Origin of the sequence: Blautia glucerasea (assembly GCF_013304385.1) — a bacterium.
Lineage (GTDB): Bacteria > Bacillota > Clostridia > Lachnospirales > Lachnospiraceae > Blautia_A > Blautia_A ammoniilytica.
Genome location: NZ_JAAITU010000009.1, coordinates 39,774 through 56,711, shown reverse-complemented (window position 1 = coordinate 56,711; position 16,938 = coordinate 39,774). Strand labels below are relative to the sequence as shown.

The following is a 16,938-nucleotide window of genomic DNA, read 5'->3' as shown; positions in this document are numbered from 1 at the left end:
CTTATGAATGTTAAAAATAGTATTTCTGAGTCAATGAATGCGATACGAGGAAAAGAATCAAAAGATCAGTCGGCCAAGAGTATTTTTTCATATAAACCGATCATGAGCAATATTCTTAAATATACTGTAGAGGAATATAAAAACTGTTCCCTGGAAGAAATCATGGAATGCATTGAAGGAGATACGATACAAACCGGCACAGCGTTAATTGAAGAAGACATGGCGAAAACGATACGGGGAGAAAGAAATGAGTTACATACCACTGATGAAGCTGCTGCAACATTTGACATTCTGTTTCGGTCATTGGTTCCTCAGACAGAAAGAAATGTGTTGATTAATCTTCATGTGGATTTTGAACTTCAGAAAAACTATCAGCCAGGCTATCCAGTTATAAAAAGAGGCGTATATTACGGATGTCGCAAGCTATCAGCACAGTTAGATAAGATTTCGCCAAATGGAAAAGGATATAAATATTTGGAAAAGGTATATTCTATTTGGATTTGCCTTGATCGGATTCCGAAGAAACTACAGAATACAGTATCTTATTATAAGATAACAAATTATGAAAACGAAGGATTTGAAAATGAGAGTATCCAGGTGGATGCAGATGAAGTAGACCTTATAGAAATTATTATAGTTCGACTTGGAGGAGAAGCACAGAAAGAAAAAGGCCTTATGGATCTATTATATGGAGTATTTTCTGGTAATCAGGAAAAAGTATTATCATATATTCCAGATCCGGACAATGAAGTATGCCAAAAGGAGGTGGCAGATATGTTAAGTATGGTGGCTTATGCCAAAGAGCAGGGAGAGAAAAAAGGGAAAAAGATAGGTAAAGAGCAGGGAGAGAAGATAGGTGAAAATCGTTTGGGAATGCTTATGAATATCCTCTTGAAAAATAAAAAGTATTCTGATGCAGAAAGAGCTTCTGAGGATAAAGAATATCGAGAAAAGCTATATAAAGAATATGGATTATAATTTGTTTTCCAAATAACCGGATAAAAACTGAAATGCAAGAAAAAAGAGTCCCAAGGGGCTCTTTTTTTATGCTCTGAAGGAGATTCCTCTGCAAGCGTACAAACACAGAACTTTACTTTCTCTCAATTTCTTTTACATGTTTTTAACAAAACTACGCTTTTTCCTTTTACAAAGGGCATCTACAATAGCACCTGTAAATGAGGCAACAGGAAAAATTAAATAAAGCGAATCAAGAAAGAGGAGAAAGATTATCATGAAGAAAAAAATTGCAGCAGTTTTAACAGCAGCAGTATTAGGAGCTACAGCATTTGCAGGTACAGTAAGCGCAGCAAGCGGAGATATCACCGTTGTATCCCGTGAGGATGGTTCCGGTACAAGAGGCGCATTTATCGAACTGTTCGGAATAGAAGAAAAACAGGGTGATGAGAAGGTAGATATGACTACAGAGGAAGCAAGCATCACAAACAGCACATCTGTTATGATGACAACCGTTGCTGGTGATGAGAATGCAATCGGATACATTTCTCTTGGATCCCTGGATGACACAGTAAAGGCTGTAAAGATCGATGGTGCAGAAGCCAGCGTAGAGAATGTATCTGACGGTTCTTACAAAGTATCTCGTCCGTTCAACATCATTACAGGCGATTCTGTAAGTGATGCAGCTCAGGATTTTATTAACTACATTATGAGCGCAGACGGACAGCAGATCATCGAGGATAATGGATACATTAAAGTAGATGCAGAAGCTAAAGCTTATGAGAGCGCAGCACCATCCGGAAAAGTTGTTGTAGCAGGATCTTCTTCTGTAACACCAGTAATGGAGAAACTTGCTGAGGCTTATCAGGCAGCAAACAAAGACGTAACAGTAGAGGTACAGCAGAGCGATTCCACAACAGGTATCACATCTGCAAAAGAAGGTATCTGTGACATTGGTATGGCATCCCGTGATCTGAAAGATGAGGAGAAAGATGGTCTTACTGCACAGGAAATCGCAAGAGATGGTATTGCAGTAATCGTAAACAAAGACAATGATGTAGATGAGCTTACCAGCGATCAGGTAAAATCCATTTTCACAGGCGAGACAACTACCTGGGATGATCTGGCGAAATAAAAATCCTTGATATCACAAGCGAAACGGCGTCGGTGCTTTGGAAATAACAGGGCATCGGCGTTGTAACATGTAACTGTATCTATTAAAAAAGACAGGTGTATTTATGAATCGAGTAAAAGAAAAAGGCATGAAGATGGTATTTCTGATCGCTGCATGCACTTCTGTTCTGGCAGTACTTCTGATCTGTATTTTTTTGTTTGCCAATGGACTCCCTACCATTGAACAGATCGGACCATTAAAGTTTCTGTTTGGACAGGAATGGAAACCTTCTAACAACAAATTCGGAATCCTTCCAATGATCGTTGCCAGCATTTATGTTACTGGTGGAGCAATTCTGGTAGGAGTTCCTATTGCGGTTTTAACATCCGTATTTATGGCCAGATATTGTCCCAAAAGGATTTATGGTGTTTTGAAATCAGGGATTGAATTGATGGCCGGAATCCCATCCATCGTATATGGATTTTTTGGACTTGTACTGATCGTTCCTTTGATCCGGGACGTATTCGGCGGACCTGGAGCCAGCATGCTGGCTGCAATTATTCTGCTTGGGATCATGATCCTACCTACCATTGTAGGTGTGACAGAAGCAGCCATCCGGGGGGTACCGGAAAGCTATTATGAAGGGTCGCTTGCCCTTGGAGCTACAAAAGAAAGAAGCATATATGCGGTTATGCTTCCGGCGGCAAAATCAGGAATCCTGGCAGGTATTGTACTGGGGATCGGCCGTGCCATCGGAGAAACCATGGCAGTGGTAATGATCGCCGGAAATCAGCCCAGAATGCCAAAAGGATTGCTGAAAGGTGTGCGTACAATGACAATGAATATTGTAACAGATATGGGGTATGCAACCGGATTGCACAGACAGGCACTGATCGCAACGGCTGTTGTGTTGTTTGTATTTATTCTGATCATAAATCTCAGTCTTTCTCTGCTGAACAGGAGGAGCGAAAATGAAGGGTGATGCAGCAATGACGATAGGAGGTTCTATGGCTTATACAAGGACGAAGCCAGCAAAACCTAAATATATTGGATCAAAAATCCTGAAATTTTTAACGATCCTGGCAGCAGGTATAACCTTTGCAGTGTTATTATTCCTGATCGCATATATACTGGTAAAAGGAGTTCCTTATCTGAATAAGGATCTGTTTTCCTTCACATATACATCCGATAATGTTTCACTTGTTCCGGCGCTGATCAATACCTTTATCATGACAATCGTATCATTGGCAATTGCTGCACCACTGGGAATTTTTGCAGCAATCTATCTGGTAGAATATGCAAAAAAAGGAAGCCGCCTTGTGAATGTGATCCGTATTACGGCAGAAACACTTTCAGGTATTCCATCCATTGTATTTGGTCTGTTTGGTATGCTGTTTTTTGTAACAGCATTGAAGTGGAAAATGTCCCTGCTTGCAGGTGCATTTACGATGGTGATCATGATCCTTCCACTGATCATGCGTACATCAGAGGAAGCATTAAAATCAGTTCCTGATTCCTACCGGGAAGCCAGTTTTGGCCTTGGTGCAGGAAAGCTTCGGACGATATTTACTATTGTACTTCCTTCTGCAGTTCCAGGGATCCTGGCAGGTGTGATCCTTGCAGTAGGAAGAGTAGTTGGTGAGACAGCTGCGCTGATCTATACCTCCGGTACACTTCCGAAAATTCCGGACAGCCTGATGGGCTCAGGACGTACTCTGGCTCTTCATATGTATGTACTTTCCTGTGAAGGTCTGCACATGAACCAGGCAGCAGCAACGGCTGTGATCATTTTGTTCTTTGTAATGCTTATTAACTGGCTGTCCGGCCGTGTGGCAAAAAGGATAGCGAAAGGATAATTTTATGAGTGAAAAAACGAAAATCCAGATCAGTAATATGGATCTGCATTATGGCAATTTCCATGCGTTAAAGAATATCAATATGGAAATACCTGAGAAGGAAATAACCGCATTTATCGGCCCCAGCGGCTGTGGAAAATCTACGTTGTTAAAGTCCCTGAACAGGATGAATGATCTGGTAGAAGGATGTAAGATCACAGGAAAAGTAGAACTGGATGGACAGGATATTTACGGAGATATGGATGTGAATCTGCTGCGAAAAAGAGTAGGTATGGTTTTCCAGAAGCCCAATCCATTCCCTATGAGTATTTACGATAATATTGCCTATGGACCAAGAACACATGGGATCCGTTCCAAGGCAAAGCTGGATGAGATTGTGGAAAAATCCCTGCGTGATGCAGCAATCTGGGACGAGGTTAAGGACAGATTGAAAAAGAGCGCACTGGGGATGTCCGGCGGCCAGCAGCAGCGTCTTTGCATTGCAAGAGCTCTGGCAGTGCAGCCGGAAGTTCTTCTTATGGATGAGCCTACTTCTGCGCTGGATCCTATTTCTACTTCAAGGATTGAGGAACTGGCAATGGAATTAAAGAAGGACTATACCATTGTGATCGTTACACATAATATGCAGCAGGCAACCAGAATTTCCGACAAAACAGGATTCTTCTTATTAGGCGAAGTGGTAGAGTTTGCCAAGACACAGAAGCTGTTTTCCATGCCTCAGGATAAGAGAACAGAGGACTATATTACAGGAAGGTTTGGTTAAAGACTATGGGAACGCATTTTGAAAGAAAGCTGGAAGAATTGCATGCACAGATGATCGCAATTGGAAATCTGTGCGAACAGGCGATTACTCTTTCCGCAGAAGCTGTTCGTGGAGGCGGGGATCAGGTCGTCCGTCAGGTATTTGAAACGGATCGGGATATTGACGCAAAAGAGCGTGAGATTGAAGGACAATGCATGAAGCTGCTGCTTCTTCAGCAGCCGGTTGCCGGAGATCTTCGGCGGATCTCAGCTGCACTTCGTATGGTGGCAGATATGGAAAGAATCGGAGATCAGGCTGCAGATATTGCTGATCTGGCGCTTCATATGGATACTGCAGCAGTAAAGGTGTCCGCAGATATTGCAGGAATCGCAGATGCTACGGTACATATGGTTCAGGGAAGCATTGAAGCTTTTGTGGACATGGATCTTAAAAAGAGCAGATATGTGATCAACAGTGATGACATTGTGGACAATGCTTTCAATGAGATCAAGGAGAATCTGGCGGATCAGATCTACGGAAAAAAGCTTGATGCGCGTACTGGTCTGGATATTCTTATGACTGCAAAATATTTTGAGAGGATTGGTGATCATGCCGTGAATATTGCTGAATGGGTGGAGTTTGCCATTACAGGAGAGCACAGAAATAACGAGCATGAGTATGATTTTGAAAAAGAGATGGCTGCTTTTATGAAATAATTCATGAAGCAACTATCTGTCTATAATTTGTTAAGGGTTTTGACCCTATCCCCTATAGGGAGCTGCTGCATGAAAACGTGGCAGCTCTTTTTGGCGTTTAAGGGAGTTTTCCGGTTTTGGCAATGACAAAATCGGAAATATCATAATTTATAAGAAAATATATAGTAAAATAGAGAAAAGACTGACTGAAGGAAAAGGAGGGTATGATTATTGAGAATGAAAAAAGGAAGATGGCTGCACAGGCTGGCAGTGGTTTTGGGAACAGCGGCAGCAGCAGTGATGCTGACCCAGGTTCCGGCAGCAGCAAGGGATCTCATATGTACAGAAGGTACCACGTGCCAGGTAAATGCAACAGAAACAGTTACAAGAGAAAATGACTTTTATTGTGGTCCGATTATGCCGGGGGATACCGTGAAGATGGAAGGCAGGAAGGATGTGTCTCAGACCAGTGGCGAACCTGAGCACATTACGCAGGTAGTATCCATGGATGTAGAGAAATATTTTTATTATACCAAGGAAAGTATGAAAACAGGACCCTACACCGCTTCCTATATTTCTGGGCTTCCTACAGATGGGTATAAGTCAGGTATTGAGAATGACAGGCTGAATAATGTGCTGCAGGGTCTGGAGTTTGTTACAGGCAAGGTTTACAATCAGCAGGGCAGTTCCATAGAAGTGATCACAGGCTTTAAGAATAACACAGACAAAGTGATCCAGATCTACGGTAATGGACAGGGGCTGGCCTATCTGACGGATGGGCAGTCTACAAGTGGTCTGCTGGATGAAAAAAATAATCTGACAGGACAAACGATCAGGACTTATAATTTTCGGCGGGAATCCATGTATTTGAAGATTTTTGATCCAGAGTGCGATATCACCTATGATCTGGATGGAGGTACGCTTCAGGGGAAAAACAATCCATCCACATATACGGTAGCAACTCTGGAACCTCGTACAGTAAAGATCTGGGCACCTGTAAAAGAAGGAAATCATTGTGCTGCAATAGGCTCTTATAATGGGGGACACTCTCTGTTTGGGGAAAAGGCTGTGAAGGAACAGGAAAATGGACAGACCTATTATGTGTTTGAATACTGGCCTGGATATTTTGCTCTATTTGCCGATGACAACAATTCTCAAAACAGAGATTTCTGGTTCAGCTTTAATAAGGGCTATACCGCTGTATTCCATGGGAACGGCGGCACAGTGAACGGATTGGATACCTGGATCAGCGAAGTGGATCGGGATAAGGATTCTACCTATCCGTATAAATATACGGATGTGAGTTTTACCCCGGTGAGGGCTGGATATCAGTTTGAGGGCTGGTACCTGGACGAGAATTTCAGCCAGAAGTTCTACGGCTTCCAGGATGACCGGACTTATGATACGACCGGACATGCTGACTGGAAGATCCCGTTCTGGACCACTCGGTCTGATTATATTACAGATCTGTATGCCAAGTGGTCTGGTGGTACTGAGCCGATGCCTAGCACAGCACCATTGCCGTCAGAAGCACCGACGCCAAGCACAGCACCGTTGCCATCAGAAGCACCGACGCCTAGTACAGCACCAACACCTACCAAGGCACCGGAGCAAAGTGTAACACCGGGAAATGCACAGACATCAACACCTACAGCTGCGCCTGCTCTTCCTAAGAAGGGAAGCCAACATAAGGTAAAAGGGCTGATCTACAAGGTGACAGCATCCACAGCTTCCAAAAAGACTGTAACGGTAATGCGTCCTGTAAAGAAAACAGAGAAAAAGATCACCATTCCTGCATATGTAAAGCTTGGCAGCTATACATATCAGGTTACGTCTATCAATGCAAAAGCATTCAGAAATAATACGAAGCTTACTCAGGTAACAATAGGAGCGAAGATCACAAAGATCGGACGACAGGCTTTTGAGGGCTGCAGAAACCTGAAGAAGATCACCATCAGATCCAAAGCAGTGAAGAAGATTGAGGTAAATGCCTTCCGTAAGGTGAAGAAGGGAGCAAAGATCTACGTTCCAAAAGCAAAATACAAAGCATACAAAAAGTACTTAAAGGCTGCAAAGATCACAAAGGATATTAAGGTTATCCGTAAATAACTCTTTCTCAAATATTATATCAGCTGGGAGTCAATCCCCCGGCTGATATAGCCTCCGGCAGGATTGCAGAGGTGCGCAGGAGAAGTATGTCATGCAATTGCATGACGCGCACCTCGCAGCAAGAATGCCGAGGCATTCTTGAAAAGCAGGGCTGTTTCCAGGGCTGAGGAAGCAGCTCTGTTTGCGTGTTGTGAAATGTGCATAAAAATAATGCTTCAAATAAGCGAAACTGACGAAATGATAAAAGGTATATTGACAAATCATAACACGGGTATTATGATTACATCATAAGTTACGTAAAGGTTTACGCAACGAAAAATAAGGTGGTTAATACTATGAATGAAAAGAAGTTGTCCATCATTCGTGTAATCCTTTACTTAACAAATATGTGCAAAAACATTTGAAATATGTTACAAATTATAAAAAATATACAGGAAAGGAGCACGTTCACTTTATAATAACAGAGAAAAATGGTAATATGGAGACTTTACTAAGATTTCTATGAAGGTTGCATCAGTATTATTTGCCAGGAATTAAGTGTAATTAACGAGTTATCTATTTTAGAAAACCTTTTCGTAGGCAAGCTTCCATCATCAGTGGAACAAGCTTTATGGGTGATAAAGGTAAGATCCCGGGAGTTGTAATGGGTGCTCTGATCATTATCTCTGTTGCAATCGACCATTTCGTAGTAAGTAAGAAATAATCTGGATTCAGGTGTTTTCACACCCGGATCATGTTACAAATTCAAATAAAGTTACAGTTTTTGGCTTAAGGAGAGAAAAAAATGAAACCAATGTTTAATCCTTCATTAATGTGTATGGATCTTCTTAATATCAAAGAGCAGATCCAGATTCTGAATAAACGTGCAGACTTTTATCATGTAGATATCATGGATGGACATTTTGTTAAAAATATTACTCTGTCCCCGGATTTTGTAAAAGCGATTCATCCCATCTGTGACATTCCGCTGGATTGTCATCTGATGGTAACTACACCGGATGATTTTATTGAACCTTTGGCAAAAGCCGGTGCAGGCTTTATCTGCCCTCATGCTGAGACTATCAATTCCGAAGCATTTCGTATCATCAACAAGATTCATGATAATGGATGCAAGGCTGGCGTTGTACTGAATCCTGCAACACCGGTATCTTATATTAAGCACTACATCCACAAGCTGGACAAGATCACAGTAATGAGCGTTGATCCTGGGTTTTCCGGACAGCCATTCATCCCGGAAATGTTAGACAAGATCCGGGAACTGAAACAGTTGAAGGAAGAAAATGGATATCATTATCTGATCGAGGTAGACGGATCCTGCAATAAGAGAACCTTCAAGCAGCTGACGGAAGCTGGAACAGAAGTGTTCGTTGTAGGTTCTACAGGATTGTTTGGACTGGATTCCAATCTGGAAACAGCCTGGGATAAGATGATCGCAGACTTCAATCAGGAAGTGAATGCCTGAGGACAGGAGAAATCTATGAAAAAAGTAATCGGAATTGACATCGGAGGAACCAACCTGCGGTTCGGAGTTGTGGATCACAATGGAAATCTGGAACATTTTGAAAAGAAATCCAGTGGTTCTCTGGTATCCGATAATGCAGTTGAAAATCTAAAAAACGAGATACTCAGATATATGGATACATATCAGCTGAATAAAGAAGAGTTGGCTATCACTATCGGAGTTCCGTCAGCAGTAAGCAAGGATAAGAGTTTTATCTATTCTTCTCCAAACCTGAAAGGTCTTGAGAACATGGATCTGGGACATCTTTTAAGAGATGCCCTTCAGATGCCGGTGTTTGTAGACAGGGATGTGAACTATCTCCTGATGAATGATATCAAGAATTTTGATATTGATCCTGATCGTGACAAAACCATTCTTGGTATGTATCTTGGCACTGGCTTTGGAAATGCCGTGTATATAAATGGCAGTCTTCATTGCGGAAAGCATGGGGTTGCAGGAGAGCTTGGTCATATTCCACTTAGAGGTGCCCATGGACAGTGTGGATGCGGCGGCAAAGAATGTAGTGAACTTCATTGTTCAGGCAAGCATCTGCAGGAAATAAGGGCGGAATATTTCCCGGATACAGTGATCGATGATATTTTCACAAAACACGGAGATGATCCGGTGATCCAGGAATATATAGATATTTTGTCTTATCCTATCAGTACAGAGATCACGATTCTGGATCCGGACTATGTATTAATGGCAGGCGGTGTGATGATCATGAAGGACTTCCCTATGGAAAGGCTTCTTGAGCAGATCAGAATACGCTGCAGACATCCTTATCCGGCAGAGGATATTCAGTTTATTTTCCCTGAGCATACTCAGACCAGTGGTGTGATCGGTGGAGCTCTGGCTTATTTTGCCAGTGTAAAATAACATAAATGTAAAAAAGTATTAATGCCGTCATGCAATGCGTGTGCAGATGATCTCAGATATGGAAAAGAAATATGGAGCCCAGTGGCATGAATAAATATATTGGCGTAGAAATCGGCGGTACCAAGCAGCAGATCGGGGTTGGCTATGGGAACGGAAATATTATTGTCAGCAGGAATGTAAAGCTTCAGTATAAAAGAGGCGCAGAGGACATTCTTGACTGGCTGTCCGAAAATATCAGGGAGCTGCTTGATGAGCATCCGGATGTGTCCAGGATCGGCGTTGGATTTGGCGGACCGCTGGAGTCCTCAACCGGTCGTGTGCTTTGTTCACTTCAGGTTCCGGGATGGAAGGATTTTCAGCTGAAAAAGTGGTTTGAAGAAGAATTTCATCTTCCGGCAGTGATCGTGAATGATACCGTAGCCGGTGGGATTGCAGAGCTTTATTGCGGTGCCGGGATCGGTTCAAAATCCATGTTTTATACCAACATCGGAACTGGCATCGGCGGCGGCCTTTACATTGACGGGAAAAATTATGATGGGATCGGTTTTGGGGCAGGCTATCTGGGAAACAGCCTGATCCCGGACTGGCAGAGCAGTACACCAGGGGCAATGACCCGTCTGGAGCTGATCTGTTCCGGCAGAAGCATTGAGACCCGTCTGAATCAGCCTGGCTATGTACCGGAAAGTTCTTTTTTGTACAAGACCGGAGAGCGGATCACCTGTCAGGATCTTGGAGATGGGGTAAAGGCGGAAGATGCTTTCTGTATGGAAGAACTGGATCGGATCGCTTCCAGCTTTTCTATCGGATTGGCCAATGTCCTGGCTCTTGGAGGAATCCAGAAGATCCTTATTGGCGGAGGCGTAGCTAAAATGGGAGAGGTTCTGTTTTCACGGATCCGCAGGTTTACAAAGGAATATGCATTTGTGGCAAATCAGGGAACTTATTTGATCCAACCTTGCAGACTGATGGATGAAGCGGTGATCGTAGGTGCTCTTCTTGCTGCTGAAGGAAAGTGGAGATAAAAGTAAAATAAAAGCAAAATAAAAACCAGGTGAAGACCATAAATAAGGATCTGCATCTGGTTTTTTATTTTGCTTGTTTATTTATGCTTCCTCATGTAATTCCTTTTCCACAGGGAAGGTGATCACTACTTTAAACAGATCTCCGTCAAGATACAGGCGGAAGCTGCCTTTTTGCAGTTCTGTCAGGGTTTTGGCAATGGAAAGGCCAAGACCGCTGCCTTCTGTGCTTCTGGAAAGATCCCCGCGTATAAAGCGTTCTGTCAGCTGGTCAGCTGAGAAGTTAAGAGCCTGTGCGGAAATATTCTTAGCAGTAAAAACAACCTCAGCCCCTTGATTTTCCAGGGAAATATAGACCCGGGTGCCTTCCATTGCGTACTTATAGATATTTGTAAAAAGATTGGAAAGCACTCGCCACATTTTCTGACCGTCAGCCTGGATGGTGGGCTGTTTGGCAGAGAAAAGGGTAACAATGGTCAGCTGCCTGCTTTGGAACTGCTCCTGAAATTCTCCGCACACCTGCTGGGCAAGCTCTGTAAAATTCAAAGGCTGGATATTCAGGGAAACATTTCCGGTACTGATCTTGGAGGCTTCCACCACATCTTCTGTCAGTGTTTTCAGGCGGTGGGCCTTTTCATCAAGGATATCCAGATAGCCACAGATCTTTGGATCTGTAAAATTCTCCTGTTTCAGCAGGGAAATGTAATTGATAATGGAAGTAAGTGGTGTTTTGATGTCATGGGAAACATTGGTGATCAGCTCTGTTTTCAGCCGTTCATCCCGAAGGCTTTTATCAACAGCAGCATCCAGCCCGCTGCCAATATTATTGATATATTCTGCTGTACGTTTCTGATTGCCTTTCAGATGGTCAACCGGTATTTTATACTGCAGATCTCCTTCCGTGATCTTTTTAAGCCCAAGGGTGATCTGATCCTGGCCGTCTGCTTTTTTCAGCACCCATACCAGTGCGGCTGCATCCATAACAAACAGGAGAAGCAGGAAAACCTGCGGAGTATTTACAGCAAGTATGGAAAAAATAAACTGGAAAAACAGGAAAACAGCCAGCCCCAGGGTCAGGGTTATTTTAAGGGCAGTGTTGGTAAAATACAGGGCAAAAAAATCTTTTGATTTACGGAAGAACAGCCGGATCAGAGAGAGAATCCTGCAGGTCAGACTGTTTTTCCAGAAGGTTTTGGTACGGATCCTGCGGATCATGCCAAGGACAAAGGAAAGCATCAGGACAAAGGTATATAACAAAAGGGATATAAGTACAAAAGCATGTGCTTTTCTTCCGTTTTGTGCATTTTCATAAAGCGTGACCAAGGTGCTATGGTTTATTACATAAACAAATGGCAGGAACCAGATCAGGAAAAGCACTGCCCAGTAAATCTCAGTGAACCATCTGTCAGTAAATGTAAGGTGGATATTACCGTCTTTTGAAGTTCTGCCTGCATTGAAGCAAAGCCATAGGGAACCAATCAGTGTAAGGATCAAACCGGCAGCAAAACCGGCCAGGGCAGGCCGTGCCCATTTCTGGCAGATCTGATAAGTGTCAGCATGGGCAGAAAAAACATCTGCTGCAGGATAGTCTGTATCCACTGCCATTGCAAAGGTATAATCTGAAAGGTTAAGGTGATTTTCTATATTCTGCAGCCAGGCAGAAACAGACAGGATGCCATGGCCTGTATTACTGATGGCAGTTCCTGCAGTTTCAAAGGAGCGGTCAGAGCCGGTACGAACATATACCGGTGTTTGCTTCATCTTTGACAGAAGAGATGCTGCCGAAGAGTAGGAGATTTCCTGATTGGAAAAAGCCTTTTTATTCTCATTGTCTACTAAAAGCCAGGTAAGGTTGGAATCAGATTCATATTCCTGGAGCACATTCTGGCTGTCCATATAGGCGGATACTAAAGATAATGTTTTTTCCAGAGCATTCAGTGCATCCAGGACACGGTCATTCCAATTTGGATCATGATTCAGGATATCCAGGAGACTGGTGCCTCCTTCCGGAGAAAAGTCCTCCACCAAAGGGGTTTGTGTACAGCTGGAAACACTTACATATTTCAAAGTAGTTTTATCGCTGCCATAAATTCCGGTCAGGGCATTGACAGAAAACTCTTTTTCAACATAGTCATACTCCAGCTCATCCATGATCATGTTATATGCTTCTTTCTCTGTCCACACATCATCATGAAGGAACTGCTGGTTATACCGGAAGTTAAGAGTGCCGTTTTTTATCTGATCCTGAAAATCAGAGAACGGGAAATATTCTTTTGTGCCGTCTTCTTTTTCACAGATCACAATTGTGTGGCCCGGATCAGAATCATAAGACCAGTCGTCACTGACCCATTTCTTCAGATCAGAAAAGGAATAGGCAAGGCCGGAAGTGTTTTTGCCGGAAAGAGGCTGGTCATTTAAAACTTCATCCAGGTCGATCATGCAGGAATCATCTGCAACAGAAGAAAAACGGGAAGTATTTGAGTAAGCAGCGGCGATCTTTCCAGCAGCGGTATTAAGATCGTCTGCAAACATGCTGGATTTTGGATAGGTATCAGACATCTGTATAGGGGACTGGTCTTTGCTTAGCATGTAAGAAAGAAAGAGTCCACATACAAGGGATACACACAGGAAACCACAGGTCAGGATCCAGACCAGACCTTTCATGGGACGGCTTCTGTAAAATTTGTGATTCATAAGAACTCCTTTCAGAAAAAAAATCAGATTTTTTCTACTTTGTAGCCAAGACCCCATACAACCTTCAGATAACGGGGTTCTTTTGGATTGATCTCTATTTTTTCACGGATATGGCGGATGTGTACAGCTACGGTATTATCCGCTGCTATGGCCTGTTCGTTCCATATATTTTCGTAAATCTGGTTAATGGAATATACCCGTCCCTGGTGCTTGATCAATAACAGCAGGATGTTGTATTCAATAGGGGTAAGCCGTACCGGTTCTCCGTCCACTGTAACTTCTTTACGGTCATCATCTACCATCAGGCCGCCGGTCTCGTAGATATGGCCGCTTTTTTCCTGGGAAACAGAGCCAAGCTTCATATACCGGCGCAGCTGGGAGCGGACCCGTGCCACCAGCTCCAGTGGATTAAAGGGCTTTGTTACATAATCATCTGCCCCTACATTCAGCCCCAGGATCTTATCTGCATCTTCGGATTTGGCAGACAGGATAATAATGGGAAGGGAATTTTCCTCACGGATCTTTAGTGTGGCACGGATCCCGTCCAGCCTGGGCATCATCACATCAATGATCAAAAGGTCTACCTCCTGGGTGCGGAGAACCTGCATAGCCTGAACTCCGTCATAGGCTTTCAGAACCTGGTGGCCTTCCTGCTGCAGATAAATGTGGATCGCTTCTACAATGTCTTTGTCATCATCACATACTAATATATTAGCCAATTTCTTTTACCTCCAATGGTCAGATCGTAACAATTCCTTTTTAAGATAGGCGAAAGGAAAGTCTTAAGAATTTATGAAATTCATAAAATTTATGAGATTTAAACAGTTTTTCGCATTTGTATCAGGGTAGCACATTATTGGTAGTATGGCAAACGATGATTTTGGTTGCAATGAGGGAGGGAGTTGGATATAATATGAAAACTATGAAGATATTATATTTTTGGCGGGAAGGATGAAGGATTTATGAGAAGCATCAGCGAATGGAAAAGGATCTATAATACAGAAGATTTCAAGGATAACTATACATATACAGGGCAGGATCTGGGATGTACCTGCACAGAAGGGAAAACTTCTTTTGTGCTGTGGAGTCCCTTTGCAAAGGAAGTATGTCTTTACCTGTACAATGACGGAGAATCAGGAGAAGCATATGGATCTTTTCCAATGGAAAAGGGCGAAAAAGGAACCTGGAGATGGGAAACAGAAGAGAATCTGAACGGAGTATATTATGATTTCAGGCTTTCGATGGATGGAGAGCAGGTATGGCTTGGAGATCCTTATGCCAGAGCCTGCGGTGTGAACGGCAAAAGAAGTATGGCATTATTGCCTGGAAGTGCAGACCCAAAAGGATGGAAGGAAGATAAGGCTCCTGCAAAAGCCGAGGAAAATATTATATATGAGATCCATGTAAAGGAGTTTTCCTGGGACAGATCCGGTGGATTCCCTGAAAAAGACTGTGGAAAATATACAGCATTTACAAAAGAACATACCACTTTAAATAATGACGGGATCCATCCAACAGGAATGGATTATATGAAGCAGCTGGGTGTAACTTATGTGCAGCTGATGCCGGTATACGATTATGGCTCTGTGGATGAGAAGGATGATCATGGCTTTAACTGGGGGTACGATCCTGTGAATTATAATGTTCCGGAAGGTTCTTACTCTACAGATCCCTGCCATGGGGAAGTGCGTATCCGTGAATTTAAAGAGATGATACAGGCTTTGCACAAAAATGGTTTTCGTGTGATCATGGATGTGGTGTATAACCATATGTATTCTCTGGATACAAATCTGAATAAAGCAGTTCCCTGGTATTATTACCGTTCTTTTGAAAATGGAGAGATCTCCAATGGCTCTGCCTGTGGCAATGATATAGCAAGTGAGCGGCCAATGTGTGGGGATTATATCCTTCAGTCCGTGCTTTACTGGGCAGAAGAATATCATATTGACGGCTTTCGGTTTGACCTGATGGGGCTTCTGGACACAGACCTTATGAACAGGATCCGAAAGGAATTGGATGTACGTTACGGAAAAGGGGAAAAACTGGTTTACGGTGAGCCATGGGCTGCAGACAAAACTGCTATGGAAGGCAGCAGTATTCAGGCATTAAAGTCTAATATTGGCCTTCTGGATGAAAATGTGGGTATGTTTTGCGACGATACCAGAGATGCCGTCAAGGGTCATGTGTTTGAGGCAAAAGTGCCTGGCTTTGTAAATGGAAAGGGCGGATTAGAGGAGAAGATCCTTGACAGCGTAAAGGCCTGGCGCATTCCAGGCAGCCAGATCAAATCACCTGCACAGATCATAAGCTATATTTCTGCACATGACAATCTTACTTTGTGGGATAAGCTTCTGGCAACAATGAAAGGTGCTTCCAGAGAGAAACTTCTCAGAGTGAATAAACTGGCAGCAGCTGTTTATATGACCTGTCAGGGTAATCTGTTCCTGTTATCCGGGGAGGAATTTGCAAGGACCAAGGACGGGGAGGAAAACAGCTTTAACCTGCCCATAGAACTGAACCGTTTGGACTGGCAGAGGGCTTATGAAAATGAAGAGCTGGTAAGTTTTTATCAGGGGCTGATCCGGCTTCGCAAACAGATGCCCGGATTGTGTGACAAAACAGCACAGGCTTTTGAAAGGATCCGGGATCTGTGGGTCCAGTCACAGACGGCAGGCTTTACTGTGGATAATCTGGTTCCCGGGAAACACGCTGCCTGGACACAGCTGTACATTGCGTATAACGCATCTGACAAGGTGATTGAGAGACCCCTTCCGGAAGGTGACTGGGAGATCCTTGTAAAAGATGGCAGGATCTGTGACAAGGCATTCTGCAAAGACGTAGTTACTGTGGAGCCGGTAAGTGCAGTGATCCTTGGAAAAAGACCATGATATGCGAATATAGGGTAGGATTGGGGGAGTGCGTTGTGCGAAACAATCCGTAGCTATCATAGCTTTGGGCTTTTGCCTCCAACATCATGCCATAGGCTTTTGCCTCCAACATCATGCCATAGGCTTTTGCCTCCAACATCATGCCATGTGTTGCATTTAATATAAAAATATGTTACAATTCCTTACAAAACGAATATAGAACAATGACCGGCTTTGAGTCCTGTCTTCTACAACGGGATTGTTTGGAAGACAGCTAAGAGAAGATCAGGTGAGAGTCCTGAACAGTCGTGCTTCTGTGTGAAAACAGGTTGCTGTAAGATACAAAGATTTTGGAATCTGTTTTTAAGTCAGAGATACTGCTCAAAGATGCTGCCAGTTATATAGTGCACGTATTGATAATGGGGAAGGAAATTGTTATTCTTGTAGGCTGCCTGGAAGACAGACTTACAGGGATATTTCTTGCGTAGTGTATTAGGCAGTCCAAAAA

General features: G+C 43.2%; 13 protein-coding genes. 11 read left to right on the top strand and 2 right to left on the bottom strand.

The window, feature by feature from the left end; all coding sequences use genetic code 11:
* Nucleotides 1-3: 3 nt before the first annotated feature.
* From G5B11_RS05575 to G5B11_RS05525, 10 genes are all read left to right on the top strand, one after another.
* A complete protein-coding gene (locus G5B11_RS05575) occupies nt 4-978 on the top strand; it encodes a hypothetical protein (protein ID WP_173727150.1) in 975 nt (324 codons plus the stop codon).
* 253 nt (nt 979-1,231) lie between these two features.
* The gene (locus G5B11_RS05570; protein WP_173727149.1) at nt 1,232-2,089 is read left to right on the top strand and encodes a substrate-binding domain-containing protein; all 858 of its coding nucleotides are present in this window, start codon (nt 1,232-1,234) and stop codon (nt 2,087-2,089) included.
* 103 nt (nt 2,090-2,192) lie between these two features.
* Nucleotides 2,193-3,050, top strand: coding sequence for a phosphate ABC transporter permease subunit PstC (gene pstC / locus G5B11_RS05565; RefSeq protein WP_173727148.1), 858 nt, complete (start codon nt 2,193-2,195; stop codon nt 3,048-3,050).
* Nucleotides 3,051-3,075: 25 nt separating this feature from the next.
* Nucleotides 3,076-3,924, top strand: a complete 849-nt coding sequence (pstA, locus tag G5B11_RS05560) for a phosphate ABC transporter permease PstA (protein WP_173727173.1) — start codon at nt 3,076-3,078, stop codon at nt 3,922-3,924.
* Nucleotides 3,925-3,928: 4 nt separating this feature from the next.
* On the top strand, nt 3,929-4,687 hold the full coding sequence (pstB, locus tag G5B11_RS05555; protein ID WP_158422489.1) for a phosphate ABC transporter ATP-binding protein PstB: 759 nt from the start codon (nt 3,929-3,931) through the stop codon (nt 4,685-4,687).
* A gap of 5 nt (nt 4,688-4,692) precedes the next feature.
* Complete coding sequence (gene phoU / locus G5B11_RS05550) at nt 4,693-5,382, top strand: phosphate signaling complex protein PhoU (RefSeq protein ID WP_173727147.1); 690 nt, start codon at nt 4,693-4,695, stop codon at nt 5,380-5,382.
* 216 nt (nt 5,383-5,598) lie between these two features.
* Complete coding sequence (locus G5B11_RS05545; protein ID WP_244092925.1) at nt 5,599-7,470, top strand: leucine-rich repeat protein; 1,872 nt, start codon at nt 5,599-5,601, stop codon at nt 7,468-7,470.
* Nucleotides 7,471-8,254: 784 nt separating this feature from the next.
* Entirely contained in the window at nt 8,255-8,932 is a 678-nt protein-coding gene (gene alsE, locus G5B11_RS05535) for a D-allulose 6-phosphate 3-epimerase (protein WP_173727145.1), read from the top strand.
* 15 nt (nt 8,933-8,947) lie between these two features.
* Entirely contained in the window at nt 8,948-9,850 is a 903-nt protein-coding gene (gene alsK, locus G5B11_RS05530; RefSeq protein WP_158421206.1) for an allose kinase, read from the top strand.
* Nucleotides 9,851-9,936: 86 nt separating this feature from the next.
* Nucleotides 9,937-10,872, top strand: coding sequence for an ROK family protein (locus tag G5B11_RS05525; RefSeq protein WP_173727144.1), 936 nt, complete (start codon nt 9,937-9,939; stop codon nt 10,870-10,872).
* A gap of 81 nt (nt 10,873-10,953) precedes the next feature.
* Here the strand turns inward: G5B11_RS05525 and G5B11_RS05520 are convergent, their stop codons facing one another.
* The gene (locus tag G5B11_RS05520; RefSeq protein WP_173727143.1) at nt 10,954-13,563 is read right to left on the bottom strand and encodes a sensor histidine kinase; all 2,610 of its coding nucleotides are present in this window, start codon (nt 13,561-13,563) and stop codon (nt 10,954-10,956) included.
* A 23-nt stretch (nt 13,564-13,586) separates the two neighbouring features.
* Nucleotides 13,587-14,282, bottom strand: coding sequence for a response regulator transcription factor (locus tag G5B11_RS05515; RefSeq protein WP_158421203.1), 696 nt, complete (start codon nt 14,280-14,282; stop codon nt 13,587-13,589).
* 243 nt (nt 14,283-14,525) lie between these two features.
* Here G5B11_RS05515 and pulA point away from each other — a divergent pair, with 243 nt between their 5' ends.
* A complete protein-coding gene (pulA, locus tag G5B11_RS05510) occupies nt 14,526-16,451 on the top strand; it encodes a type I pullulanase (RefSeq protein ID WP_173727142.1) in 1,926 nt (641 codons plus the stop codon).
* Nucleotides 16,452-16,938 lie beyond the last annotated feature (487 nt).